Source organism: Citrobacter sp. Cb031, assembly GCF_030336725.1.
GTDB lineage: Bacteria > Pseudomonadota > Gammaproteobacteria > Enterobacterales > Enterobacteriaceae > Citrobacter > Citrobacter braakii.
The window spans coordinates 101,613-124,282 of the sequence record NZ_JAOWDA010000033.1 but is presented as its reverse complement, the minus strand read 5'-3'; the positions used below and the strand labels follow the sequence as shown (position 1 = coordinate 124,282).

23 protein-coding genes are annotated in these 22,670 nt (G+C 52.3%); 9 read left to right on the top strand and 14 right to left on the bottom strand.

All coding sequences use genetic code 11. The features are described from left to right. The first annotated feature begins 16 nt into the window (after positions 1-16). On the top strand, positions 17-379 hold the full coding sequence (gene yacL, locus OGV93_RS14320) for a protein YacL (RefSeq protein ID WP_075847966.1): 363 nt from the start codon (positions 17-19) through the stop codon (positions 377-379). Between the two features lie 83 nt (positions 380-462). On the opposite strand, the gene OGV93_RS14315 is transcribed toward yacL, so the two are convergent. Both OGV93_RS14315 and OGV93_RS14310 read right to left on the bottom strand, forming a co-directional pair. Beyond that, complete coding sequence (locus OGV93_RS14315; RefSeq protein ID WP_287109627.1) at positions 463-2,526, bottom strand: glycoside hydrolase family 36 protein; 2,064 nt, start codon at positions 2,524-2,526, stop codon at positions 463-465. Positions 2,527-2,543: 17 nt separating this feature from the next. Next, positions 2,544-3,947, bottom strand: coding sequence for a sugar porter family MFS transporter (locus OGV93_RS14310; RefSeq protein ID WP_181546585.1), 1,404 nt, complete (start codon positions 3,945-3,947; stop codon positions 2,544-2,546). A gap of 238 nt (positions 3,948-4,185) precedes the next feature. Here OGV93_RS14310 and OGV93_RS14305 point away from each other — a divergent pair, with 238 nt between their 5' ends. Next, complete coding sequence (locus tag OGV93_RS14305) at positions 4,186-5,181, top strand: LacI family DNA-binding transcriptional regulator (protein WP_131380640.1); 996 nt, start codon at positions 4,186-4,188, stop codon at positions 5,179-5,181. Between the two features lie 27 nt (positions 5,182-5,208). Here the strand turns inward: OGV93_RS14305 and OGV93_RS14300 are convergent, their stop codons facing one another. Next, positions 5,209-5,556 carry a YacC family pilotin-like protein gene (locus OGV93_RS14300; RefSeq protein WP_131380642.1) on the bottom strand — a complete coding sequence of 116 codons (348 nt, stop codon included), beginning with the start codon at positions 5,554-5,556 and terminating at the stop codon, positions 5,209-5,211. 153 nt (positions 5,557-5,709) lie between these two features. On the opposite strand from OGV93_RS14300, the gene cueO reads away from it, so the two are divergent. Continuing rightward, positions 5,710-7,263 carry a multicopper oxidase CueO gene (gene cueO, locus OGV93_RS14295; protein WP_287109626.1) on the top strand — a complete coding sequence of 518 codons (1,554 nt, stop codon included), beginning with the start codon at positions 5,710-5,712 and terminating at the stop codon, positions 7,261-7,263. 121 nt (positions 7,264-7,384) lie between these two features. After that, positions 7,385-7,906: a hypothetical protein gene (locus OGV93_RS14290; RefSeq protein ID WP_016155709.1), complete on the top strand. Its 522-nt coding sequence runs from the start codon at positions 7,385-7,387 to the stop codon at positions 7,904-7,906. Positions 7,907-7,940: 34 nt separating this feature from the next. Here the strand turns inward: OGV93_RS14290 and OGV93_RS14285 are convergent, their stop codons facing one another. Beyond that, on the bottom strand, positions 7,941-10,331 hold the full coding sequence (locus OGV93_RS14285) for a glucose/quinate/shikimate family membrane-bound PQQ-dependent dehydrogenase (protein WP_149381305.1): 2,391 nt from the start codon (positions 10,329-10,331) through the stop codon (positions 7,941-7,943). Positions 10,332-10,534: 203 nt separating this feature from the next. On the opposite strand from OGV93_RS14285, the gene hpt reads away from it, so the two are divergent. Beyond that, on the top strand, positions 10,535-11,071 hold the full coding sequence (gene hpt, locus OGV93_RS14280; RefSeq protein WP_016151732.1) for a hypoxanthine phosphoribosyltransferase: 537 nt from the start codon (positions 10,535-10,537) through the stop codon (positions 11,069-11,071). Between the two features lie 70 nt (positions 11,072-11,141). Here hpt and can read toward each other — a convergent pair whose 3' ends face one another. Further along, the gene (gene can, locus OGV93_RS14275) at positions 11,142-11,831 is read right to left on the bottom strand and encodes a carbonate dehydratase (protein ID WP_016151733.1); all 690 of its coding nucleotides are present in this window, start codon (positions 11,829-11,831) and stop codon (positions 11,142-11,144) included. 101 nt (positions 11,832-11,932) lie between these two features. Here can and OGV93_RS14270 point away from each other — a divergent pair, with 101 nt between their 5' ends. From OGV93_RS14270 to OGV93_RS14255, 4 genes are all read left to right on the top strand, one after another. Beyond that, positions 11,933-12,859: an ABC transporter ATP-binding protein gene (locus OGV93_RS14270; protein WP_046275357.1), complete on the top strand. Its 927-nt coding sequence runs from the start codon at positions 11,933-11,935 to the stop codon at positions 12,857-12,859. Then, positions 12,856-13,626 (top strand): ABC transporter permease, encoded by a 771-nt coding sequence (locus OGV93_RS14265; RefSeq protein ID WP_003829467.1) that lies wholly within the window; start codon positions 12,856-12,858, stop codon positions 13,624-13,626. The genes OGV93_RS14270 and OGV93_RS14265 overlap by 4 nt, the downstream gene beginning before the upstream one ends. 103 nt (positions 13,627-13,729) lie before the next feature. Further along, positions 13,730-14,170, top strand: coding sequence for a PTS sugar transporter subunit IIA (locus OGV93_RS14260; RefSeq protein WP_016151735.1), 441 nt, complete (start codon positions 13,730-13,732; stop codon positions 14,168-14,170). A gap of 61 nt (positions 14,171-14,231) precedes the next feature. Next, positions 14,232-15,461, top strand: a complete 1,230-nt coding sequence (locus tag OGV93_RS14255; protein WP_016151736.1) for a polysaccharide deacetylase family protein — start codon at positions 14,232-14,234, stop codon at positions 15,459-15,461. Between the two features lie 6 nt (positions 15,462-15,467). On the opposite strand, the gene panD is transcribed toward OGV93_RS14255, so the two are convergent. From panD to thpR, 9 genes are all read right to left on the bottom strand, one after another. Beyond that, on the bottom strand, positions 15,468-15,848 hold the full coding sequence (panD, locus tag OGV93_RS14250; protein ID WP_000621526.1) for an aspartate 1-decarboxylase: 381 nt from the start codon (positions 15,846-15,848) through the stop codon (positions 15,468-15,470). 95 nt (positions 15,849-15,943) lie between these two features. Continuing rightward, positions 15,944-16,798, bottom strand: coding sequence for a pantoate--beta-alanine ligase (gene panC / locus OGV93_RS14245; protein WP_016151737.1), 855 nt, complete (start codon positions 16,796-16,798; stop codon positions 15,944-15,946). A 125-nt stretch (positions 16,799-16,923) separates the two neighbouring features. Next, positions 16,924-17,715, bottom strand: a complete 792-nt coding sequence (gene panB / locus OGV93_RS14240) for a 3-methyl-2-oxobutanoate hydroxymethyltransferase (protein WP_003829230.1) — start codon at positions 17,713-17,715, stop codon at positions 16,924-16,926. Between the two features lie 120 nt (positions 17,716-17,835). After that, a complete protein-coding gene (gene folK, locus OGV93_RS14235; protein WP_016151739.1) occupies positions 17,836-18,315 on the bottom strand; it encodes a 2-amino-4-hydroxy-6-hydroxymethyldihydropteridine diphosphokinase in 480 nt (159 codons plus the stop codon). Continuing rightward, entirely contained in the window at positions 18,312-19,706 is a 1,395-nt protein-coding gene (gene pcnB / locus OGV93_RS14230; protein WP_203457720.1) for a polynucleotide adenylyltransferase PcnB, read from the bottom strand. Before pcnB ends, folK begins: the two co-directional genes overlap by 4 nt. 71 nt (positions 19,707-19,777) lie before the next feature. Then, entirely contained in the window at positions 19,778-20,674 is an 897-nt protein-coding gene (gluQRS, locus tag OGV93_RS14225) for a tRNA glutamyl-Q(34) synthetase GluQRS (protein ID WP_016155714.1), read from the bottom strand. 70 nt (positions 20,675-20,744) lie between these two features. After that, the gene (gene dksA, locus OGV93_RS14220; RefSeq protein ID WP_003018625.1) at positions 20,745-21,200 is read right to left on the bottom strand and encodes an RNA polymerase-binding protein DksA; all 456 of its coding nucleotides are present in this window, start codon (positions 21,198-21,200) and stop codon (positions 20,745-20,747) included. Between the two features lie 177 nt (positions 21,201-21,377). Then, on the bottom strand, positions 21,378-22,082 hold the full coding sequence (gene sfsA / locus OGV93_RS14215; protein WP_287109625.1) for a DNA/RNA nuclease SfsA: 705 nt from the start codon (positions 22,080-22,082) through the stop codon (positions 21,378-21,380). A 15-nt stretch (positions 22,083-22,097) separates the two neighbouring features. Beyond that, positions 22,098-22,628: an RNA 2',3'-cyclic phosphodiesterase gene (thpR, locus tag OGV93_RS14210; RefSeq protein ID WP_287109624.1), complete on the bottom strand. Its 531-nt coding sequence runs from the start codon at positions 22,626-22,628 to the stop codon at positions 22,098-22,100. Between the last annotated feature and the right edge of the window lie 42 nt (positions 22,629-22,670).

Sequence of the window (22,670 nt, the reverse complement as noted above, 5' to 3'; positions counted from 1 at the left end):
AGCAGAGGAAGACATTATGGATTACGAATTTCTGCGCGATATTACCGGAGTGGTAAAAGTGCGTATGTCCATGGGCCACGAGGTGGTGGGGCACTGGTTTAACGAAGAAGTGAAAGAGAACCTGGCCTTACTTGATGAAGTGGAACAGGCGGCGCATGCGGTGAAGGGCAGTGAGCGCTCCTGGCAGCGAGCAGGGCATGAATACACGCTCTGGCTGGATGGTGAAGAGGTGATGGTGCGCGCCAATCAGCTGGAATTCTCCGGAGATGAAATGGAAGAGGGGATGAGCTACTACGACGAAGAGAGCTTTTCACTTTGCGGCGTAGAGGACTTTCTTCAGGTCGTGGCGGCGTACCGCGAGTTTGTACAACAACGCTAATCAACGCGGAGCCACTCGGCTCCGCATTACTATCGGGTGAGCGCTGTGCGCACCCGATAGCCGAGCACTTTTTCGCAGGCCCGTTATCGGGTGTATTCACTGGTAAAAGTAAGGTGAAATAACCTTGCGGTCATCTTTTGGTTCAGAAAAACGCAGGCACCTGACGACTGGAGTATAGGCTGGCAGCGCGACTGTTCGGCCTGGGGATACACGCAGGTGATAGTGGCGAGTTGCGCGAGAGGGACGGTCATCGCTCCTTGTTCGCTGTCCATACGCCATACCGCGAGCCACGCCTCATGCTCGTTACGCAGGCCAAAGGCCAACCACGGTGAGGATAATGTGGGCATACCCAACGGCCAGAAAGGCTGTAGATGCGGAATTTTCTCGCGAAACGTTTTATACAGCGCAATCCCTTCCTGAACCAGCGCAAAACGTTCTTCACTCAACTCCGCCAGATGACCACTCTGATGCACCCGCAGCAGCATGCTGTTAACCATATTCATCACCACTTCTTCCCGATCCCCCTCACGCAGGGGATAAGACCAGATAGCAGCTTGCTCAGGAGTGACTGCTGACGCTGCGGCAGCAGCGATAGCCGCCATGAGCCGATAGTCGGTTTGATCGGTAACGGATTGAATACTGTGCTGTTGCAGCATCGCGTAATCCATCCGTAAACCACCGCTGCCGCAGTTCTCGATCACCAGTTGTGGGTAGCATTGCATTGTTTTCTGCAGCCAGGCTAGATAGGCACGGTTATGCTGCAACAGGCCGTCGCCGCTGCTGTCGGCCTGGTAGTCAGTACCGCTGCCTGCATTGATGTTGTAATCCATTTTGATATAGCTAACACCATAATCCTCGACCAGACGCGTGATGATCCGTTCGGCATGTTCTTGTACCAATGGGTGGCGGAAATCGAGCTGATAGCGCTGGTGGTCGATAACCCGTTTGCCATGACGCTGGAAAAAACACTCATCGGGCAGCTTTTGCGCCAGCGGACAAGCTATGCCCATGACCTCAAGCTCTAACCACAGACCTGATTTCATCCCTTTGGCGGCAATATACTCAAGCGGTTCGTGGATCCCGCCAGGGAAACGCGCGGATGAAGGCAGCCATTCACCAACGCCATCCCACCATTCACCGTCCGAGTACCAACCGCAATCAATACAGAAATATTCGCAGCCAGCCTTTGCGGCTGCATCAATCAACGGCAGCAACTTTTCAGTTGTAGGGTCACCTGAGAGGCAGTTCATATAATCATTGAAGATCACTGGTAGCTGCACATTATCCTGTGAAGGGCGCATTATTCGTCGACGATAGCGCGTTATCTCTTGTAGCGCCTCTTGCAGCCCGCCGTGTACCTGGCTTACGGCAACAGGCACGGAGGTAAAGGTTTCACCGGGTAGTAGTTGTTTCCACCAGTGATTTTCGTTTTCCGTTGGCCCGCTAGCCTGCAAATAGAGACGATTACGGAAATCACCGATCTCCCATTGCCACGAACCGTTATGCTCAATTTGCCAGAGCAGTGTTGTGCCTGCCGCCGTGTCTTCAAATGCCGCCATAGGAAGATAGCCAATACTGGACCAGGTTCCTGTGTTTTCGATAGCGATACGATTAAGGGAGAAGACATTCACCTTATCCAGCCCAAGCTCAGGTGGTGTGGCGCTTTTCCACTGTGCTTCGCCGTACCAGTTATTATGCGGTAGATGCAGGACGCTATTTTTTTGCCAGGGCAGGCTGTCGATGGCGAACAACGTCAGCGAACTGACATACTCCAGGCCGATAGTATCGGCGCTGGCGTTACGGATATCACACCAGACGCGGGCCGCCTGTAGCCCACGAAAATGCTGTAGATGCCAGCGGGCGTGAACCGCTGGGCTATGTAGATCTATCTCCAGTTTTTTCCCCTGCGCATTTTCGCTTTCCCGATGGGCGTGATAGCGCAGAGAGGAGCCTGGTTCGCTACCGGTATGCTTACGGGCGTGGTGATCGTTTTGATTATGGCCACTGACATGCACCTGAATAAGAGGGAATGCACCCTGTACATCACTCTTTCCGACAAGTAAAAACTGGCTGATATAAATTTGTTGTTCTTCATTTAACTCGAAGGAAATATGAAAGTTATCTTCTTTAAAGTCTATAAAGCTCATCTTGTCGCACCCTTGTATTATTGTCCGATATTTCGCAGTTTTTTTCCTGCCATCAGGTTTTGCTCAATGCGCTCCAGTGAAATATTTTTTGTTTCAGGCACAAAAAGATAGATGATCACGAGGGCGACAATATTCAGTAGCGCATATAAATAAAATGTATGGGCGCTACCTAAACTATTTAGCAATGACAGGAAGGTTGCACTGACAATCATCCCGGCGATGTGACAGGTAAAAGTAGAGCAGGTGATACCAAATTCTCGGCCTTTCAGCGGTTGAATCTCAGAGCACAATAACCAGATAAGCGGCCCGGCAGACATGGAGAAGCCGACGATAAACAGCAACAGCATGGTAACCGTGATACCTTTCTCCAGCGCTGATAACGCATCACCACCCAGCAACGTCCCTACGATGCTCATAGCGAAACCCATCGTGATAAAACCAGCGTACAGCATTGGTTTTCGTCCCCAGCGATCGACGAAGCCGACGGCAATAAAGGTGGCGAGCGTCATCACGAAGCCCACAATAACCGTGCCCCACATCTGCTCGGCTGTTGAAGTGAAGCCAATTTCATGGAATATACGCGGCGCGTAATACATCATCACATTTACGCCAGAGAACTGCTGCATGATTTGCAAAATAATTCCCAGGCTAACACTGCGACGAAAATTCCTGTTTTCTTTGAATAAATTCCAGCCTTGTTGCTTAACGTTGAGCTGTTCTTTAATTTCGCTAAGTTCATTCTCCACCTCTTCACGGCTATTACGCAGGCGGATTAACACTATCCGAGCCTCCTCTTCACGGCCATGCATCATGAGCCAGCGCGGGCTGCGCGGCAGGAATAGCGCCCCGAACAGAAAGACCAGTGAAGGGATGGCGACAACCAGCAGCATACCGCGCCAGTTGCCGCTGTAGCTAAAGGCGGTATTGGTCAGAAAAACCAGCAAGATGCCTAGCGCAATCATCAATTGATAGGCTGATATCATTGCACCGCGAATGTTTTTTGGCGTTATTTCAGAAAGATAGAGTGGTGTCGCATAAGATGCGACACCCAGACCGACGCCGAGGATCAGCCGTCCGACGATGAGCATCCCTGGGCCAACTGCGCAGGTACAAATAATCGCTCCTAAGCAAAAGGAGGCCGCGGCGATTAATAAAGCGTATTTACGGCCCAGGCGATAGGCCAGAAAACCGCTACACAGAGTTGCGACGGCGGCGCCGACCATCATTGAACTGACCACCCACTCCTGCTGGCTATCCAGCAGTTGATACTCTTTAGCGATCAGCGGGAGTGCGCCGGAAATGACGCCGATATCCAGGCCAAATAACAGCCCTGCGAGCGCAGCCAACAGGCAAATCCAGATGACTTGGGGGCGCGTTTTATGTTTTTTGGCCGCAGCTGGAAGCGTACTATCTAATGTCATGATATAAGTACCTTTGTTTGTATGATTATTTTCAGGGCTTTTTGTTTTAATGCTTAATCGATTTCGTATTGTTTTATGCTAGATCTGAAAAATAATGATTTCAATGGTTGTAACTGCATAATTGTGATCGTTGCTACACAATAAAGTCGTGTCGAAATGTTTTTTATTGTCACGTAAAAACTAATCAGTTAAATTGGCAGGAATATCCTTGTTCAGAGCTATTTAGTCCATAATAAATATGAATATAAAAGAGCTGGCGGCGTATCTTAATCTTTCGACAGCGACGGTTTCGAAAGCGCTAAATAATAAAAGTGATATCAGTAACCACACCCGTAAAAAGGTACTGGAAGCGGCGGATAAACTGGGTTACCGGCCAAATGCATCAGCCCGCTATTTGCGTAGTGGTAAAACAGGGGTCGTGGCTCTGCTGCTGCCTGCAGCGGATGATGGCAATATCCATACCGCCTCGTTCTTTATGGCTATCGCCAGGGGGCTACAGGCTAGTTTAAAAGAGAGTGCCATCGATCCGGTCATCCATATTTCTACCGATCGCGAAAGTGAGCTACAACTGCTGCATAAAATTGTTGAGCAGAACCGTGCTGACGCGATTATCCTGACAGACACTCGTATTGATGATGAACGGATCCTTCTGCTTGATGAACTAAAGTTTCCCTTTGTGACGATGGGGCAAAGCCGCTCGCTGGGCGGGAACTTCAATTGGGTCGATTTTCATCACGAGGAGATGGGGAAACAATGCGTGCGTGCGGCACTGCGTCGCGGAGCGCAACGTATTGCCATTGCGACGCTTGGCCCGGACAGTATGCATGGCCGTCAGTTCTTGACCGGCTGTTTGCAGGCGTTGGCGGTGCAAGGGATTCATTACCATGACGGGTTGGTTTTCTTTGGCAGCGTAGCTGAATCTTCCGGTGAAGAGGCCGCGCGGCAATTTCTACAGCAGCCAGAGCGGCCTGATTTCATTATTTTCATCAACGACTTTTTACTGATGGGGGCGAGTCACTATCTGGCCTCGTTACCCGAGTGCGGACTCAATGAAAAAAACATGCTGTGTGCCACGGCAAGCAGCGATTTTTCTGTGCGAGTGGTGTCGTCGAGTTGTCTCTTTACCGTCGATCACGAAGAGGTTGGGCGGCAACTGGGGCTGGCGATATTGAGAGTCACTAAAGGGGAAAACCAGGCAAAATCAGTGTTGCTGACGTTGCCGGTAAAAGAGTAAGCGAAGCTTGCTGGCTCCGCAGCGCGGCTATTTAACGTAAGCCAACAGGTTCAGGGAGTCACGTGCCAGCGCTTTGCATTTCTTGGCCGTTGGGATGCCTATACCGCTGAGGTCGCGGTAGCTGTCTTCACCCAACGCTTTCATATTGAAGGTGTCGTAATTACTTAGGTCCCACTGGTTTTGCTGGGCAAAAAAGACCAGTGCGCGACGAATCTGCCCATTTGGCAAATTCTGGTATCCACAGTCATTTTTCAGAAAAACAAAAACTGCCGTTAAATCGGCCATATCTTCGGCTTCGGACTCACTAAGCGCGTAGCTGTTTGCGCATACGGCCATCAGGCTGCCGAACAAAACGGTTCTGAAAAACGTCTTCATTGCTTCTACCACTGCATCACGGAATTTAAACGTTAGCACACTGCGAGCGAAGCGACGACCTTTATTATTAGCCGTTTACTTGACCTTCCCGTAAGGGGAAGGGTTATGCTTAAAAGATAGCCTGCTTAAGCTGCTGAATATAAGGAAGTGATTATGCAACGTCGTGACTTTTTAAAGTACTCCGTGGCGCTGGGCGTCGCGTCAGCGTTACCTCTGTGGAGCCGGAGCGTATTTGCTGCAGACCGTCCCGCATTACCCATTCCAGACCTGTTAACCGCAGATGCCTCTAACCGTATGCAGCTGATCGTGCAAGCCGGACAGTCGAGTTTTGCCGGTAAAACAGCCACGACCTGGGGATATAACGGCAGTTTGCTCGGGCCGGCGGTCAAGCTGAGCAAAGGGCAATCGGTGACGGTGGATATCCATAACCAGCTTGCCGAAGAGACGACGTTGCACTGGCACGGGCTGGAAATCCCCGGTGAAGTCGACGGTGGCCCGCAAGGTATTATTCCGGCGGGTGGGAAACGTTCAGTGACCTTCACACCGGATCAGCGCGCGGCAACCTGCTGGTTCCACCCGCATCAGCATGGGAAGACCGGTCATCAGGTGGCGATGGGCCTTGCCGGACTGGTGCTGATTGAAGATGAAGATATTCGCAAGCTGCTGCTGCCTAAGCAGTGGGGCATTGATGATGTGCCGGTGATTATTCAGGATAAACAGTTCTCTGCTGATGGTCAGGTTAACTATCAACTGGACATCATGACCGCTGCCGTCGGTTGGTTTGGCGATACGCTGCTGACCAATGGGGCGATTTATCCTCAGCATGCTGCACCGCGCGGTTGGTTGCGCCTGCGTCTGCTAAATGGTTGTAACGCACGCTCACTGAATATCGCGGCCAGCGACAATCGTCCTTTGTACGTTATTGCCAGCGACGGCGGACTGTTGGCGGAGCCAGTAAAAGTAACCGAACTTCCTATGCTGATGGGCGAACGCTTTGAAGTGCTGGTGGACGTGAGCGACGGTAAAGCGTTTGATCTGGTCACTCTGCCTGTGGGTCAGATGGGCATGGCGATTGCGCCATTTGATAAGCCGCATCCGGTGATGCGCGTTCAGCCGCTGCTGATTACCGCTTCCGGCACGTTGCCGGATGCGCTGACATCCATGCCGGCGCTGCCATCGCTTGAGGGGCTGATGGTGCGCAAACTGCAATTATCGATGGACCCAATGCTCGACATGATGGGCATGCAAATGTTGATGAAGAAGTACGGCGCTCAGGCTATGGCGGGTATGGATCATGGCAAGATGATGGGCCATATGAATAATGACAATATGGGCCACGGGAACATGAAGCATGGAACATTCGATTTCCATAATGCCAACCGGATTAATGGTCAGGCGTTTGATATGAATAAACCGATGTTTGCCGCGGCGAAAGGTCAACACGAACGCTGGGTAATTTCCGGTCAGGGCGACATGATGCTGCATCCGTTCCACATTCACGGCACGCAGTTCCGTATTCTGTCTGAAAATGGCAAAGCACCTGCTGCGCACCGCGTGGGATGGAAAGATACGGTGCGGGTTGAGGGCGGCGTGAGCGAGGTGCTGGTGAAATTTGACCACGACGCGCCAAAGGAACATGCCTATATGGCGCACTGCCATTTGTTAGAGCATGAGGATACCGGGATGATGCTCGGTTTTACCGTATAAACAGCGGCGGATAGCGGTGGCGCTATCCGCTAAATGTTTATTCCAAAAACGGATTATTACTCTATCGTCGAGTAAAGGCATTCATATACTGATGAGGTTAATCACTCATCACGAGGTATTCATGACCCTTTTGCGTAAAGTACTGACGGCATCTTTTATTATGCTTCTGGCGGTTTCGGCACAGGCTGCGATGAAGATGGAACGCCAACAGATTTCAAAACTGAATTTAAGTCTCGAAATTCCGCAGACGCTCACGCCGATGCCGGACGAAATGGCAAAAATCAAATACCCCTCTGAAAACCGTCCACAGGTGATTTACGGTGACGAACGCGGTAAAGCGTCTCTAGGTATTACCGCCGGGCGCAACGCGTTGCCTGCCGCTCAGTTGGATATGGCAAAGGATGCGACACTGAAGATGCTGACCAACTTCAAGCCGCAGGCGGAACCTGTCACGGTTGATGGACATAAAGCGTGGCTGATTACTTTCCGTTCTCAAGCGCCGGATACTGAAATTCTCAATATGCTGCTGATTACCTCGCAAAACGAGAAAGCGGTGCAGGTCTCCTTCAATATGACCAAAGATCTGGTGGCTCAGTATCAGGAAGCCGCAAAAGCGTCGTTACTGTCACTGAAGTTTGAATAAAAAAACGCCCGCTGATTAGCGGGCGTTTTCCATTTTACTTCGCGTCGTCCGGCAACGCGTATGCCACGATATAATCGCCCATCTTAGTGCCAAATGAGCCGTGGCCCCCGGCTGATATCACCACATACTGCTTACCGTTAACTTCATACGTCATCGGCGTTGCCTGGCCGCCTGCCGGAAGCCGACCCTGCCACAGTTTTTCACCGTTGCTCATGTTGTATGCGCGCAGATAGTTATCGGCAGTCGCGGCTATAAACAGCACGTTACCCGCGGTGGAGATAGGTCCACCCAGCATCGGCATCCCCATATTGAACGGCACCGGAACCGGCATTGGGAATGGCATGCTGTCCTGTGGCGTGCCAATGCGTTTTTTCCACACCACTTGATTAGTTTTCAGATCTACGGCGGAAATGTAGCCCCATGCTGGCTGTTTACACGGCAGACCAAATGGTGAAAGGAACGGATTGAGCGTTACGCCGAACGGTACGCCGTACTGCGGCTGAATACCGGACTCCGTGCCAGTACCTTTGGCATCTTTCGGCGGCTCCATCGGATTGCCGGGACCGCGTGGGATCAGCTTAGAAACGAACGGCAGCGCCATCGGGTTGGCAATGGCAACCTGACGGTTGGGATCAACGGAAATACCGCCCCATTCGAACATGCCGAGGTTACCCGGGAACACCAGAGTGCCTTGCTCTGAAGGCGGGGTAAAAATGCCTTCATAGCGTAGCTGGTGGAACATTACGCGGCACACCAACTGGTCAAACATGGTTGCGCCCCACATATCCGCACCACTGAGATCTTTTTGCGGACGGAAACTGAGATCGGAGAACGGCTGGGTTTTGCTGACATAATCACCTTTGGCTGCACCTTGCGGCACCGGTTTTTCCGGGGCAGGCACCACCAGTTCACCATTACGGCGGTCGAGCACAAAGATATTACCGGTTTTTGCCGGGGCATAAATGACCGGAATTTTCTCTCCATTGACGTTGATATCCGCCAGGGTTGGCTGTGCCGGTAAATCCATATCCCACAGATCGTGGTGAACGGTCTGATAGCTCCAGGCCAATTTCCCGGTCGTGGCATTTAACGCCAGAATGGCGCTGGCGTAACGTTCCTGTTCCGGTGTGCGGTTACCGCCCCAGATATCCGGCGTGGTAACGCCCATGGGTAGATACACCAGATCCAGCTTCGCGTCGTAGGCCGCAGGCGCCCAGGAGTTGGGTGAGTTAAAGGTGAAGGTATGTTCATCTGACGGGATGAAATTAGGATCCTTGGCACCGGGATCAAATGCCCACAGAAGCTTGCCGTTATTGACGTCAAAACCACGTATCACCCCGGATGTTTCGCGGGTTGAGTAGTTATCGGTTACCGACCCGGCAATAACGATAGTTTTATCGGTGATTATCGGGGGAGACGTCGGTTCGTACAGGCCCGGTGAGGTATCCGGCATATTGGTCTGCAGATTTAAAATACCTTTATTGGCGAAGGTTTCGCACAGCTTGCCGGTCTCGGCATTCAAGGCAAACAGTCGACCATCATTGACCGGCAAAAGGATGCGGCGCGGACAGTCGGCCATCACCTCTGCAGAAGCCGTATCCGGTTTGGCTTCATGATAAGAAACGCCGCGACAGGTTACGTGCTGGAAGCTGGTATTGGTATTGAGTTGGGGATCGAAATGCCACTTCTCTTTACCGCTGGCCGCATCCAGGGCGAACAGCCGCTGGTGGGCGGTACACAGATAAAGAGTATCCCCTACTTTTATTGGCGTGACTTCATTGGTGATTTCACCGGGATCGTTGGGTTGTTTTAAATCCCCGGTACGAAATACCCAGGCTTCTTTCAACTGATGAACGTTGTCAGCGTTAATTTGTTTTAACGGTGAGTAGCGTTGACCTTCCTGATTGCGACCGTAAGCCGGCCAATCCTCGTCGGCAACCGCTGAGATTGCATCGGCCTGAGAGGTATCTGCACTCAGCGTGCCGTGAACCTCTTGTGGATCGTTGAAGCCAGCCCAGGTCAGGATACCGCCGCTAATCAGCAGGGCCACCACCAGCGCCGCTACTGCGCCACTGGAAGGGATAATCAGGCGATGCCAGACGAAAGGCAGGATAAGCCAGATACCAAAGAAGACCAGGATGTCGCTACGCGGCGTCAGCGCCCAGAAATCAAAGCCGACTTCCCAGACGCCCCAAATCATGGTGGCGAGAAGCAGGGCGGCATACAGCCAAAGGGCGGATCGGTTACTGCGCCACAACAGGAGAGCCACACCGAGCATGGCAAGGCCCGCGATCGGGTAATACCAGGAGCCACCGATGGCGACCAGCCAGCCTCCACCAATCAGGAGATATAGTCCACAAAGTGCCGCAAACAGGGCGCTCAGGGTCACGATAAGCTGTTGAGAACGTACGTTGTTATTTGCCATAAAAAATACCATCACAGGTGTTATTTCTTTAATAGCAGTTAATTATAGGAGCTAAAACGCGTGATAAACGTCACATTATGAACTTTATCAACAGATGCCGCGTATGAATGCTTTTGCTGGTATACTGCGTGCCTTGCGCTTAGATGCTGGCTTATTAAAAGTTAGCATTGAGTGATTTGTTTTTAAATCATATGGTTAGAGATATGAAACATACTGTTGAAGTCATGATCCCGGAAGCGGAGATCAAAGCGCGTATTGCTGAACTGGGACGTCAGATTAACGAACGTTACAAGGACAGCGGCAGCGATATGGTGCTGGTTGGTCTGTTACGCGGCTCATTTATGTTTATGGCCGACCTGTGCCGTGAAGTGCATGTCTCCCACGAAGTCGATTTCATGACTGCTTCCAGCTATGGCAGCGGAATGTCCACCACGCGCGATGTTAAAATCCTGAAAGACCTGGATGAAGACATTCGTGGCAAGGACGTGCTGATTGTCGAAGACATCATCGACTCCGGTAACACGTTGTCCAAAGTGCGTGAGATTCTGAGCCTGCGCGAGCCGAAATCCCTGGCTATTTGTACGCTGCTGGACAAACCTACCCGTCGCGAAGTGGATGTTCCGGTTGAGTTTATCGGATTCTCTATCCCAGATGAGTTTGTTGTCGGCTATGGCATTGACTATGCCCAGCGTTATCGCCATTTGCCGTACGTTGGCAAAGTGGTGCTGCTGGACGAGTAATGTCGGGAGCGCCTGATGGCGCTTTGCTTATTCGGCCTGCACGATACTTCCCCGCAGGCCGAAAAGCGACTTAAGCGTCGCTGCCGCTTGTTGGTATCTGCTTGTGATTGGTATGTTTCTGGCTGAGGTTAGACAGCCCCTGGCGATAGCGCTGCTCCAGCGTCTCGCGACTGGTGGCGGTGACGTCCAGATCGCGCAGCAGGCCATCATGAATACCGTAAGCCCAGCCGTGAATGGTAACTTTCTGACCGCGCTTCCAGGCTGAACGCATGATGGTTGAGTGGCCCAAGTTGTAGACCTGCTCCATTACATTCAGTTCGCACAGGGTGTCAATGCGACGTTCCTGCGGCATTTCACCCAGCAGTGAACTGTGTTTAAACCAGATATCGCGAATATGCAGTAACCAGTTATCAATCAGCCCCTGTTCTTTATTTTCAATAGCCGCCTGTACGCCACCACATCCATAGTGGCCGCAAATAATAATATGTTCCACTTCCAGCACATCCACCGCATACTGAACCACTGAGAGACAGTTCAGGTCGGTGTGAATAACCAGATTGGCAACATTACGGTGAACAAATAATTCACCCGGCTCAAGACCGGTTAAACGTTCTGCGGGAACGCGACTGTCGGAACATCCAATCCATAAAAAGCGCGGATTTTGTGCGTGAGTCAGCGTTTCAAAAAATCCGGGATCCTCTTCTACCAGCATCTTTGACCATAGCGCGTTGTTGCTGATGAGTGTATCTATGTCTTTCATGGAGGCTGTAACCAATTGAATTGCGTTGCGCTAATATAGGTTAACTCCTGATTTATTAAAACCAAATATCAAGCATTAGAATGTAAGGTAAGTAAAAAACCATGACCATTGCTCTGGAACTTCAACAACTTAAAAAAACCTATCCCGGTGGCGTTCAGGCGTTACGCGGAATAGATTTGCAAGTCGAAGCGGGGGATTTTTATGCGCTTTTGGGACCGAATGGCGCAGGCAAGTCCACCACCATCGGGATAATCAGCTCGCTGGTGAATAAAACCTCTGGGCGGGTGAGCGTCTTCGGATACGATCTTGAAAAAGATACCGTTAATGCGAAACGCCAGCTTGGTCTGGTACCGCAGGAGTTTAACTTTAACCCGTTTGAAACCGTGCAGCAGATCGTAGTCAACCAGGCGGGTTATTACGGCGTTGAGTATAAAGAGGCGGTCAAACGCAGCGAACTATATTTAAAGCAGCTCGATTTATGGGAAAAACGTAACGAGCGCGCGCGCATGCTCTCCGGCGGGATGAAACGCCGTCTGATGATTGCCCGCGCACTAATGCACGAGCCTAAATTACTCATCCTTGATGAACCGACGGCGGGGGTCGACATTGAGCTGCGTCGTTCAATGTGGGGTTTTTTAAAGGATTTAAACGACAAAGGCACCACGATTATTCTGACCACTCACTATCTCGAAGAAGCGGAAATGCTGTGTCGCAACATCGGCATTATTCAGCATGGCGAGCTGGTGGAAAACACCTCGATGAAGAGCCTGCTCTCTAAGCTGAAATCCGAGACCTTTATTCTCGATCTGGCGCCGAAAAGCCCGCTGCCAAAACTGGAGGGCTATCAATACCGGCTGGTGGATACCTCCACGCTGGAAGTTGAAGTACTGCGTGAACAGGGGGTCAACAGCGTGTTCTCACAGCTGAGCGCCCAGGGCATTCAGGTATTGAGTATGCGAAACAAAGCGAACCGACTGGAAGAACTGTTTGTTTCTCTGGTGCATGAAAAACAAGGAGATCGCGCATGATGCAGCTTTATTGGGTTGCGCTGAAAAGCATCTGGGCGAAAGAGATCCACCGCTTTATGCGTATCTGGGTCCAGACTCTGGTTCCTCCCGTCATTACTATGACGCTCTATTTTATTATCTTTGGTAACCTGATCGGCTCGCGTATCGGCGAAATGCATGGTTTTAGCTACATGCAGTTTATCGTGCCAGGGCTGATTATGATGGCGGTAATTACCAACTCGTACGCTAACGTGGCATCGTCATTCTTCAGCGCCAAGTTTCAACGCAACATTGAAGAGTTACTGGTCGCTCCGGTACCGACGCACGTGATCATCGCCGGCTTTGTTGGCGGCGGCGTGGCGCGTGGCCTGTGCGTAGGGATCCTGGTAACAGCGATTTCGCTGTTCTTTGTGCCGTTCCAGGTGCATTCCTGGGTCTTTGTGGCGCTTACGCTGGTGTTAACAGCGGTGCTGTTTTCGCTGGCCGGTCTGTTGAACGCGGTTTTCGCTAAAACCTTTGACGATATCAGCCTGATCCCAACCTTCGTGCTGACTCCGCTGACCTATCTGGGCGGCGTTTTCTATTCGTTAACGTTGCTGCCGCCGTTCTGGCAGGGACTGTCGCATCTGAACCCGATTGTCTACATGATTAGCGGTTTCCGTTACGGCTTCCTGGGGATCCACGATGTTCCGCTGGTCACCACCTTTGGCGTGCTGGTGGTGTTTATCGCGGCGTTTTATTTGCTGTGCTGGTACCTGATTCAGCGCGGACGCGGCCTGCGCAGCTAAGTCTTTCTTCCTCTCCTTGCCCGGGAGAGGAAGACTTTTGATGCTTATCACCATTACGGATTTATCACCCTGATAAACTACTTGCCTGCTAAGGAGGTAGGCAATGCTAGGTTGGGTAATTACCTGTCATGATGATAAGGCACAGGATATGCTGCATCGTCTGGAGAAAAAGTACGGCCCGTTGGTTCAATGCCAGGCGGTGAGTTTTTGGCGTGGGCTTAGCTCGAATATGCTAAGTCGCATGATGTGCCATGCCCTGCATGCTACAGACTCTGGCGAGGGTGTGATATTCCTGACGGATATGGCCGGGGCCGCGCCTTACCGCGTGGCTTCGTTAATGAGCCATAAACATCCCCAGTGTGAAGTGATTTCAGGTATCAGTTATCCATTGCTTGAGCGAATGCTTTCGTCGCGGGAATCGATGAGCAGTTCTGCGTTTCGTGATAGCATCGTTGCGCTTGGCGGGCCCGAAGTCTCTAGCCTCTGGCATCAACAACAGAAAAATCCCCCCTTCGTGTTGAAGCATGATTTGTATGAGTATTAATCATTGGTATTGATGGCGCTTTTGCTACAATAGCCGGGGTTTCTCGCCTCGGTTATCTCATATGGTGATGCGCGTTCTGCTTGTTTTATTGCTCCTGTTTTCTGGCAGCATAGCTGCGGCTTTGCCTGCTCGCTACATGCAAACCACCGAAGCGGCCGCCGTGTGGGCGCAGATTGGCAACAAGATGGTGACGGTAGGAAATATTCGCGCCGGGCAGATCCTCGCCGTTGAGCCAATTGCGGCAGACTATTACGAATTTACCTTTGGTTTTGGTACCGGGTTTATTGATAAAGGGCATCTGGAGCCTGTGCAGGGGCGGCAGAAAGTCGACGATGGTCTGGGCGATCTCAATAAACCCCTCAGCAACCAAAGCCTGATCACCTGGAAAGATACGCCGGTTTATAACGCTCCGGATGTTGGTAGCGCCCCGTTTGGCGTGCTGGCGGATAATCTGCGTTATCCGGTTATCAGCAAGCTTAAAGACCGTCTCAACCAAACCTGGTACCAGATCCGTATTGGCGGCAGACTGGCCTATATCAGCGCTCTGGATGCGCAGGAAGACAACGGTATCCCGGTGTTAACCTATCACCATATTCTGCGCGATGAAGAGAATACCCGTTTTCGTCACACCTCCACGACAACCTCCGTACGCGCCTTCAGCAACCAGATGGCCTGGCTACAGGACCGCGGCTACACCACGTTGACGATGTACCAACTGGAAGGCTATGTTCGCAACAATATGAATCTCCCGGCGCGGGCGGTGGTGCTGACTTTTGATGATGGTCTGAAGTCGGTGAGTCGTTATGCTTACCCGATTCTGAAGCAGCACGGCATGAAGGCAACGGCGTTTATTATCTCCTCACGTATCAAGCGCCACCCGCAGAAGTGGGATCCGAAATCACTGCAGTTTATGAGCATCGCGGAACTGAATGAGATCAGGGACGTGTTCGACTTCCAGTCGCATACCCATTTTTTACATCGGGTTGATGCGAATCACCGGCCAATCCTGCTGAGTCGCAGCTATCACAATATTCTGTTTGATTTTGCCCGTTCGCGTCGGGCGTTGTCTCAGTTTAACCCTCACGTTCTTTATCTTTCTTACCCGTTTGGCGGCTATAACGCCACCGCAGTAAAAGCGGCAGGCGACGCGGGATTCCACATGGCGGTCACCACGGTGAGAGGGAAGGTTAAACCGGGGGATAATCCGTTCTTATTGAAAAGACTTTATATTTTAAGAACGGATTCGCTGGAGACGATGTCGCGGCTGATAAGTAATCAGCCGCAGGGGTAAGGGCTGTCAGGCAACCTGTACCGGAATGGCTTTCGCGGTGCGCTTCATTTCGTTGTCGCCTTCAAAGTAGGCCACTTTCGGACGCCAGGTGCGGGCTTCTTCATCAGACATGGTGACGAAGCTGGCGATAATCACAATGTCGCCGACTTCAGCACAGTGTGCCGCTGCGCCGTTCACCGAGATGATTCTGGAGCCGCGTTCAGCCGCAATCGCATAGGTTGAGAAACGTTTACCGTTGGTCACGTTCCAGATATCAATAGCTTCGTTTTCCAGAATACCAGAGGCATCGAGGAAATCCTGGTCGATGGCGCAGGAGCCTTCGTAGTGCAGGTCCGCCTGCGTGACTTTTACGCGGTGGAGCTTGCCTTGCAGCATGGTGCGAATCATAACTTCTATACCCTGTCGTTTACCTTGGCTAAGCAGGCACTACTGGCCTGCTTTGAGAAATTCTCAGGCAGTATTGCCTGATTTTTAACCCCTGTCTACTGGGCTAATGTAACGCTTTGATTATCGATCAGACGTGCCTGACCCAGCCAGGCGGCGGCCAGAATCACCGCGCGTTTACTGGTTTCCGTCAGCTCCAGCAGCGTGTCGGCATCACGAATCTGAATATCGTCGGCACGGAAGCCTTTTTCATTCAGTTCCTGCTCGGCAATGGCAATAATCTCTTCCTGGTCACGATGGCCGGCAAGCAGCTTTTCAGCGATGCCGTTCATCACTTTGTGCAGACCCGGCGCAATTTTTCGCTGCTCTGCGGTCAGATAACCGTTACGTGAGCTAAGCGCCAGACCGTCTTTGGCGCGAATAATCGGCACGCCAACGATCTCAATGTCATAACCCAGATCCGCCACCATTTTGCGGATCAGTGCGAGCTGCTGGAAATCTTTCTCGCCAAAGCAGGCGATATCAGGCTGGATCAGGTTAAACAGCTTGCTGACGATAGTGGAAACGCCACGGAAATGGCCTGGACGGCTGGCGCCTTCCAGCATGGTGGAGAGACCGGGAACTTCAACGAACGTCTGGCCTTCCAGCCCCTGCGGGTAGATTTCCTCAACGGCAGGCGCAAAAACGTAATCGACTTTACGCTTGTTCAGCTTTTCACAATCTTCCTGCAGCGTGCGCGGATAGCGCACCAGATCGTCCGGTCGGTCAAACTGCATCGGGTTGACGAAAATGCTGACGATTACCACATCAGCCCGCGCTTTTGCCTCATCGACCAGCTTCATATGGCCGTCGTGCAGGTTGCCCATGGTGGGAACCAGAGCGACGCGTTTGCCTTCCTGACGCAGACGACGAATATGCTGGCGCAGCAGCGGCAGGGTTTCAATGATTAACACGACAAGACTCCTTGAGTTGCCTGAGGAACCGTAGGCCGGATAAGGCGTTTACGCCGCCATCCGGCAACATGCAGCGAACCGCCTGATGGCGCTACGCTTTTCAGGCCGATATATGGCCTGAAAAATTAGTGGAAACTGTGTTCTTCGCCCGGATAAACGCCGGACTCCACTTCAGCCATATACTGCCGCACTGCGGCGCGCATGTCGCCTGCTTCATTGAGGAAATTCTTCGCAAATTTCGGGATGTGGCCACCGGTAATGCCAAAGGCATCGTGCATGACGAGGATTTGTCCATCGGTGACGTTACCAGCGCCGATACCGATAACCGGAATCGACAGCGCTTCGGTGACGCGCTTCGCCAGCTCAACCGGCACGCACTCCAGCACCAGCAACTGAGCGCCAGCGGCTTCTAAGGCCAGCGCGTCATCCAGCAATACCTGCCCGGCGTCGCCGCGGCCCTGAATTTTATAGCCGCCGAAAATATTCACCGACTGCGGTGTTAATCCCAGATGACCGCAAACCGGTACGGCGCGTTCGGTGAGCATTTTTACCGTATCCACCAGCCAGGCGCCGCCTTCAATTTTGACCATATTGGCGCCCGCCCGCATCACCACCGCGGCGTTTTCAAATGCTTGTTCCGGCGTGGCGTAAGCCATAAATGGCAGGTCGGAGAGCAGCAGACAGTTGGGGGCGCCACGACGTACGGCACGAGTGTGGTAAGCAATATCTTCAACGGTGACCGGTAGCGTGGAGTCATGCCCCTGAATCGTCATGCCCAGCGAGTCGCCAACCAGCATCACATTAATGCCTTCGTCGGCAAATAACTTAGCGAAGCTGTAGTCGTAGGCGGTAATGGTTGCGAAGCGTTTTTTCTCTTGCTTGCATTTCTGCAGCAGTGAAATGGTGGTGGGTTTCATAACATTTCCTGATGATGAAAGTCATATTTATCGGCATTCTAACAGTCACATTCAGGGGGGCAATTGTTTTAAGCAACCGTTTGGCACTAAAGTAGTAAACGCTGAAGGGGAGGGGATACTTTACCAGTGTGCAGGTTTTGCGGCACCAAGATGGGTGAGGTGCTGATGCAGGCTGATACCCTCCGGGAAGATAAGCTCAGGTGCGATTTCAGCGAGCGGCCACAGCATAAAACCACGGTTTTTCATGTCGTAGTGCGGCACGGTCAGACGTTCGGTGTTAATCACTTCATCGCCAAACAGCATAATATCGAGGTCCAGAGTGCGCGGCCCCCAGCGTTCGGCTTTACGTACGCGTCCCTGTTGCAGCTCAATGCGTTGGGTATGATTAAGCAATTCTTCGGGAGCGAGAGTGGTTTCCAGCGCCACGGCAGCGTTCAGGTAATCTGGCTGATCCTGTGGGCCTAATGGCGGTGTGCGGTAAAAGGAGGAAACAGCGACGATACGGCTGTCGGGAATGTCGCCAATCGCTTTTACGGCAGCATTAACCTGCTCCAGAGGAGAGGCCAGATTACTGCCGAGAGCGATATAGGCGATGGTCACGCGGAACCTTCACGGCGCGGGGCGCGTTTACGCGGGCGACGATGACGACGGCGTTCTGGTTCTTCGTCGAGTTCGTTGAGCATGCCTTTTTGTTCCGGCGGTGCTGAAACCTGGAATTCTCCCCACCACTGCGCCAGACGCTGCAGCTCAGCGTTGTTTTCCACTTCGGCACGCAGGGCCAGCAGATCGTAAGCGGCGCGGAACTTCGGATGCTCCATCAGCTTCCAGGCGCGTTTGCCCTGGCGACGAGACATGCGTAGCTGCAACTGCCAGATATCACGGGTCAGCGAGGTCAGACGTTTCGGGATCGCCAGCGAGCGGCAGGCTTCATCCAATACGTCGTTCATCGCCAGTGCGAAGGCATCGTAGTAAGCCAGACCGCTTTCCTGGGCAATTTTCTGCGCAGCTTCCAGTAACGGATACCAGAACATGGCGGCGAACAAGAACGCCGGGTTAACGCGCATATCATTGTGGATGCGGTTATCGGTATTCTTCAGCACCTGAGCGATGATGCGTTCCATTGGGCTGTCACCGTCTTCGGTGAAATAGCGCGTAATGGTTGGGAACAGCGGCTGGAACAGGCTGTACTCACGCAGTTTTTTATACGTTTCATACCCATAGCCCGCCTGTAACAGTTTGAGTGCTTCTTCAAACAGGCGTGCGGGGGGAATATCGTTAAGCAGTGTTGCCAGACGCGGGATTGGCTCAGCGGTTTCCGGGCTGATACGCATGTCGAGCTTGGCGGCAAAGCGCACGGCCCGCAGCATACGTACAGGGTCTTCGCGGTAGCGCGTTTCCGGATTACCGATCAGGCGAACGATGCCCTCTTCGAGATCCTGCATGCCACCAACGTAATCACGCACGGTGAAATCGGCCACGCTGTAATACAGGCTGTTAATCGTGAAGTCGCGACGCTGGGCATCTTCTTCGATGGAGCCGAAGATGTTGTCGCGCAGCAGCATACCGTTTTGTCCGCGCTGTGAGGTTGTGCGATCGGACTCGCTGCCTTCATGATGACCACGGAAAGTTGCCACTTCGATAATTTCCGGGCCAAACATGACATGGGCCAGACGGAAACGGCGACCAACCAGACGACAGTTACGAAACAGTTTTCGCACCTGATCTGGCGTGGCGTTAGTCGTGACATCAAAATCTTTCGGCTTTTTGCCCAGCAAAAGATCGCGTACGCCTCCGCCAACCAGCCATGCCTCGTATCCGGCCTTATTGAGCCTGTACATTACCTTCAGGGCATTTTCACTGATATCTTTGCGGGAGATAGAGTGCTGCTCACGCGGGATTACCGTCATATGTGGACGGGCAACGGCGAGCTCGGCCTCGCGCTCCTCGCGGCTTAGCACCTTGCGGCAAAAATTAGCGACTCGGGTAAAAATAGTGCACCTCGGTAGTGTCAAACTTCAATCAGAACAAGTGTTGCTGTGTAAAAATAGCGGCTAATCATAGCTCAGCATGATGCATTTGAGAATGGCGGATTTACGATCGCCGATTCTGGCACCGCTGTCAGACTCCAGTTTTCAATGGCAAACGTGAGAATCTGATCCACGCGCATCTCCTGCCACGGGATATCGGAGTGCTGGCCGAGAAAGCGCAGCGCAGCAACAATCACCGGGCGTGGATCGCCTTGCGGCAGTGCAGGTGCATGATTTTGTTTTGAAAGTTTAGCGCCTTGTTCGTTGAGCGCCAGCGGCAGATGAATATAGTCCGGCGCTTGCCAGCCGAACTGTTGATACAACGAAATTTGCCGTACCGTCGGTTCGATAAGATCGGCACCGCGCACAATTTCCGTCACGCCCTGGAAGTGGTCGTCTACCACCACCGCGAGGTTATAGGCAAACAGCCCGTCGCGACGGTGAATAATAAAATCTTCCTTTGCAAGCCGCGGATCAGCCTGAATCACACCGCGCAGTTGGTCCGTAAACTGCATCACCGGATGGCGTTGCTTAATGCGGACCGCCGCCTGTTCAGGCCCGTGGCGTAGTTCACGGCAATGACCGTCGTAAATACCGCCGACGCTTTGAATACGCGCGCGTGTACAGGTGCAGTAATAGCTCAGATCCTGCTGATGCAGCCAGGCCAGCGCCTCGCGGTAGGCGTCATGACGCTGGGATTGCCATAAAATATCGCCATCCCAGTGCAGCCCGTAATGTTCCAACTGACGCAGAATCGTGTCTGCAGCACCGGGAACTTCACGAGGGGGGTCAATATCTTCAATGCGTACCCGCCAGATTCCGCGACGAGCACGGGCCTGCAGGTAACTCCCGAGGGCGGCAATCAGTGAACCAAAATGGAGTTCGCCAGAGGGGGAAGGGGCGAAGCGGCCAATATAATGTGAATCGCTCATTTTGCGGGCTAACAAATAATAAGGCGGGAGAAGCTCCCGCCTGTAGTAAACGTGGTAAAAATGACCGGAATTAACCTGCCATTTGTTTTTCGCGGATTTCTGCCAGCGTTTTACAGTCGATGCACAGATCGGCTGTCGGACGCGCTTCCAGACGGCGAATACCAATTTCTACGCCGCATGATTCGCAGTAGCCGAAATCTTCGTCTTCTACTTTCTTCAGCGTCTTCTCGATCTTTTTGATCAGTTTGCGCTCACGATCACGGTTACGCAGCTCAAGGCTGAATTCTTCTTCCTGTGCGGCGCGGTCCACCGGATCAGGGAAGTTAGCCGCTTCGTCTTGCATATGAGATACGGTGCGATCAACTTCATCCCTAAGTTGATTACGCCATGCCTCAAGAATACGCCTGAAGTGCGACAGCTGGGCTTCGTTCATATACTCTTCGCCCGGTTTCTCCTGGTACGGCTCCACCCCAGCGATGGCGAGAATACTCAGGGACGATGTTTTACGGTTTTGCCCTTCTTGCATGTTGCTTCTCCTTAACACGCACTATCGATCCCCATGTTCGGGGGAAAAATCAGGTCGCTATAAATAGCAGATGCTTTTCCGGATAGCAATTATCTAAACGTAACACTTGACAACCCTGTGAGGAAAAGCGTATTTGCCCACGCGCCCAGAATACTAATTAACCGAATATTTACACCATTACAAGGTAATGGGCAACGGCTCTTTAAGAGTCATACCATGGGCAGAAAGTTCCGCTTTATAAACCAGAATTTCTACCCCCTTAAGCTGTGCTTCAACTAATAATTGCGCATATTTTGCATCGATATGGCGCGCGGGTGAAAACCGTGTAATGGCTGAATGCAACACCGCGAAAAATATCACCGCGCGCTTGCCTTCGGCCGCTACGCTCATCAATTCCCGAAGATGTTTCTGACCTCGTTCAGTGATGGCATCGGGAAAATAACCCTGATCTTTTTCCGCCAACGTGACTGATTTCACTTCAATATAGCAGTCAGGTCGGGAATCCGCCTGTAACAAAAAGTCGATGCGGCTCCCTTCGGCGCCGTATTTTACTTCACTTTTCAAGATGCTGTAGTCTGAAACTTCCGAAATTAACGAACGCTGAATAGCCTCTTTCGTTAATCTATTGGCCCACAGCGTGTTAACACAAATAAGTGCACCGGATTGGGTTTGCGTTAATTCCCAGGTATGTGGATATTTTCGTTTGGTATTTTCTGATGTCGAATACCAGACAGTATCTCCCGGCGTTGCGCAGCCGGTCATGGCTCCCGTATTGGGGCAGTGTAGCGTTAACGTTGTGCCATCCGGTGTGATCACATCCGCTAAAAAACGCTTATAGCGCTGAATGAGCGTTGCAGGTTGTAAAGGTGGAGAAAATTGCATGAACAGTTCCTTTGATTATTCAGTCAGCGTCCAGCGTTGCAACTGCGTGTAACGCGTGCGTCCTCGCATGAATGAGGAGGAGTAAAGCCCAAACTCCGTTACCGGAAACGACCAGCCAAACCCTGGCGGAGGGATAGATACCGCGTGTCCGGCGTCACGCAGCAGCGTGATATGCGGGTGAAACGGCTGCGGGCTCTGGTGGCAGCCACTGCGTGCGGCTTGTGCCCGCAACATGTTCGCCAACTGCAGCAGCCCGCGCGGCGGCTGACGCATTCCCAACCACACGACTCGCGAGCGCAGCCATTGCCCGGCATCGTCGAGTTTGAGCGTAAAACCCGGCTGGCGAATATGCCCTGCAAGCTGCGTTAACGCATACTGCTTCTCAGCGCTGACGTCGCCCAAAAAGGCGAGCGTCAGATGCAGATTATCGGCGGCGACGGGACGACCCGCTTCAGGGGGGAACTGCGCGGCCCGCCAGTGGATTAACTGCTCCCGAACCTCGCCAGGCAATTCAATCGCAAAGAACAGCCTTTTTGGCTCAGACATGATGGATACTCGGTTATGAATTAACGCGATGCTACAATGCAG

What these genes read in the sequence shown, in the direction of transcription:
- yacL (WP_075847966.1), top strand. Translation starts at nt 17, where the DNA reads ATGGATTACGAATTTCTGCGCGATATTACCGGAGTGGTAAAAGTGCGT.
- OGV93_RS14315 (WP_287109627.1), bottom strand. Translation starts at nt 2,526, where the DNA reads ATGAGCTTTATAGACTTTAAAGAAGATAACTTTCATATTTCCTTCGAG.
- OGV93_RS14310 (WP_181546585.1), bottom strand. Translation starts at nt 3,947, where the DNA reads ATGACATTAGATAGTACGCTTCCAGCTGCGGCCAAAAAACATAAAACG.
- OGV93_RS14305 (WP_131380640.1), top strand. Translation starts at nt 4,186, where the DNA reads ATGAATATAAAAGAGCTGGCGGCGTATCTTAATCTTTCGACAGCGACG.
- OGV93_RS14300 (WP_131380642.1), bottom strand. Translation starts at nt 5,556, where the DNA reads ATGAAGACGTTTTTCAGAACCGTTTTGTTCGGCAGCCTGATGGCCGTA.
- cueO (WP_287109626.1), top strand. Translation starts at nt 5,710, where the DNA reads ATGCAACGTCGTGACTTTTTAAAGTACTCCGTGGCGCTGGGCGTCGCG.
- OGV93_RS14290 (WP_016155709.1), top strand. Translation starts at nt 7,385, where the DNA reads ATGACCCTTTTGCGTAAAGTACTGACGGCATCTTTTATTATGCTTCTG.
- OGV93_RS14285 (WP_149381305.1), bottom strand. Translation starts at nt 10,331, where the DNA reads ATGGCAAATAACAACGTACGTTCTCAACAGCTTATCGTGACCCTGAGC.
- hpt (WP_016151732.1), top strand. Translation starts at nt 10,535, where the DNA reads ATGAAACATACTGTTGAAGTCATGATCCCGGAAGCGGAGATCAAAGCG.
- can (WP_016151733.1), bottom strand. Translation starts at nt 11,831, where the DNA reads ATGAAAGACATAGATACACTCATCAGCAACAACGCGCTATGGTCAAAG.
- OGV93_RS14270 (WP_046275357.1), top strand. Translation starts at nt 11,933, where the DNA reads ATGACCATTGCTCTGGAACTTCAACAACTTAAAAAAACCTATCCCGGT.
- OGV93_RS14265 (WP_003829467.1), top strand. Translation starts at nt 12,856, where the DNA reads ATGATGCAGCTTTATTGGGTTGCGCTGAAAAGCATCTGGGCGAAAGAG.
- OGV93_RS14260 (WP_016151735.1), top strand. Translation starts at nt 13,730, where the DNA reads ATGCTAGGTTGGGTAATTACCTGTCATGATGATAAGGCACAGGATATG.
- OGV93_RS14255 (WP_016151736.1), top strand. Translation starts at nt 14,232, where the DNA reads ATGGTGATGCGCGTTCTGCTTGTTTTATTGCTCCTGTTTTCTGGCAGC.
- panD (WP_000621526.1), bottom strand. Translation starts at nt 15,848, where the DNA reads ATGATTCGCACCATGCTGCAAGGCAAGCTCCACCGCGTAAAAGTCACG.
- panB (WP_003829230.1), bottom strand. Translation starts at nt 17,715, where the DNA reads ATGAAACCCACCACCATTTCACTGCTGCAGAAATGCAAGCAAGAGAAA.
- gluQRS (WP_016155714.1), bottom strand. Translation starts at nt 20,674, where the DNA reads ATGAGCGATTCACATTATATTGGCCGCTTCGCCCCTTCCCCCTCTGGC.
- dksA (WP_003018625.1), bottom strand. Translation starts at nt 21,200, where the DNA reads ATGCAAGAAGGGCAAAACCGTAAAACATCGTCCCTGAGTATTCTCGCC.
- sfsA (WP_287109625.1), bottom strand. Translation starts at nt 22,082, where the DNA reads ATGCAATTTTCTCCACCTTTACAACCTGCAACGCTCATTCAGCGCTAT.
- thpR (WP_287109624.1), bottom strand. Translation starts at nt 22,628, where the DNA reads ATGTCTGAGCCAAAAAGGCTGTTCTTTGCGATTGAATTGCCTGGCGAG.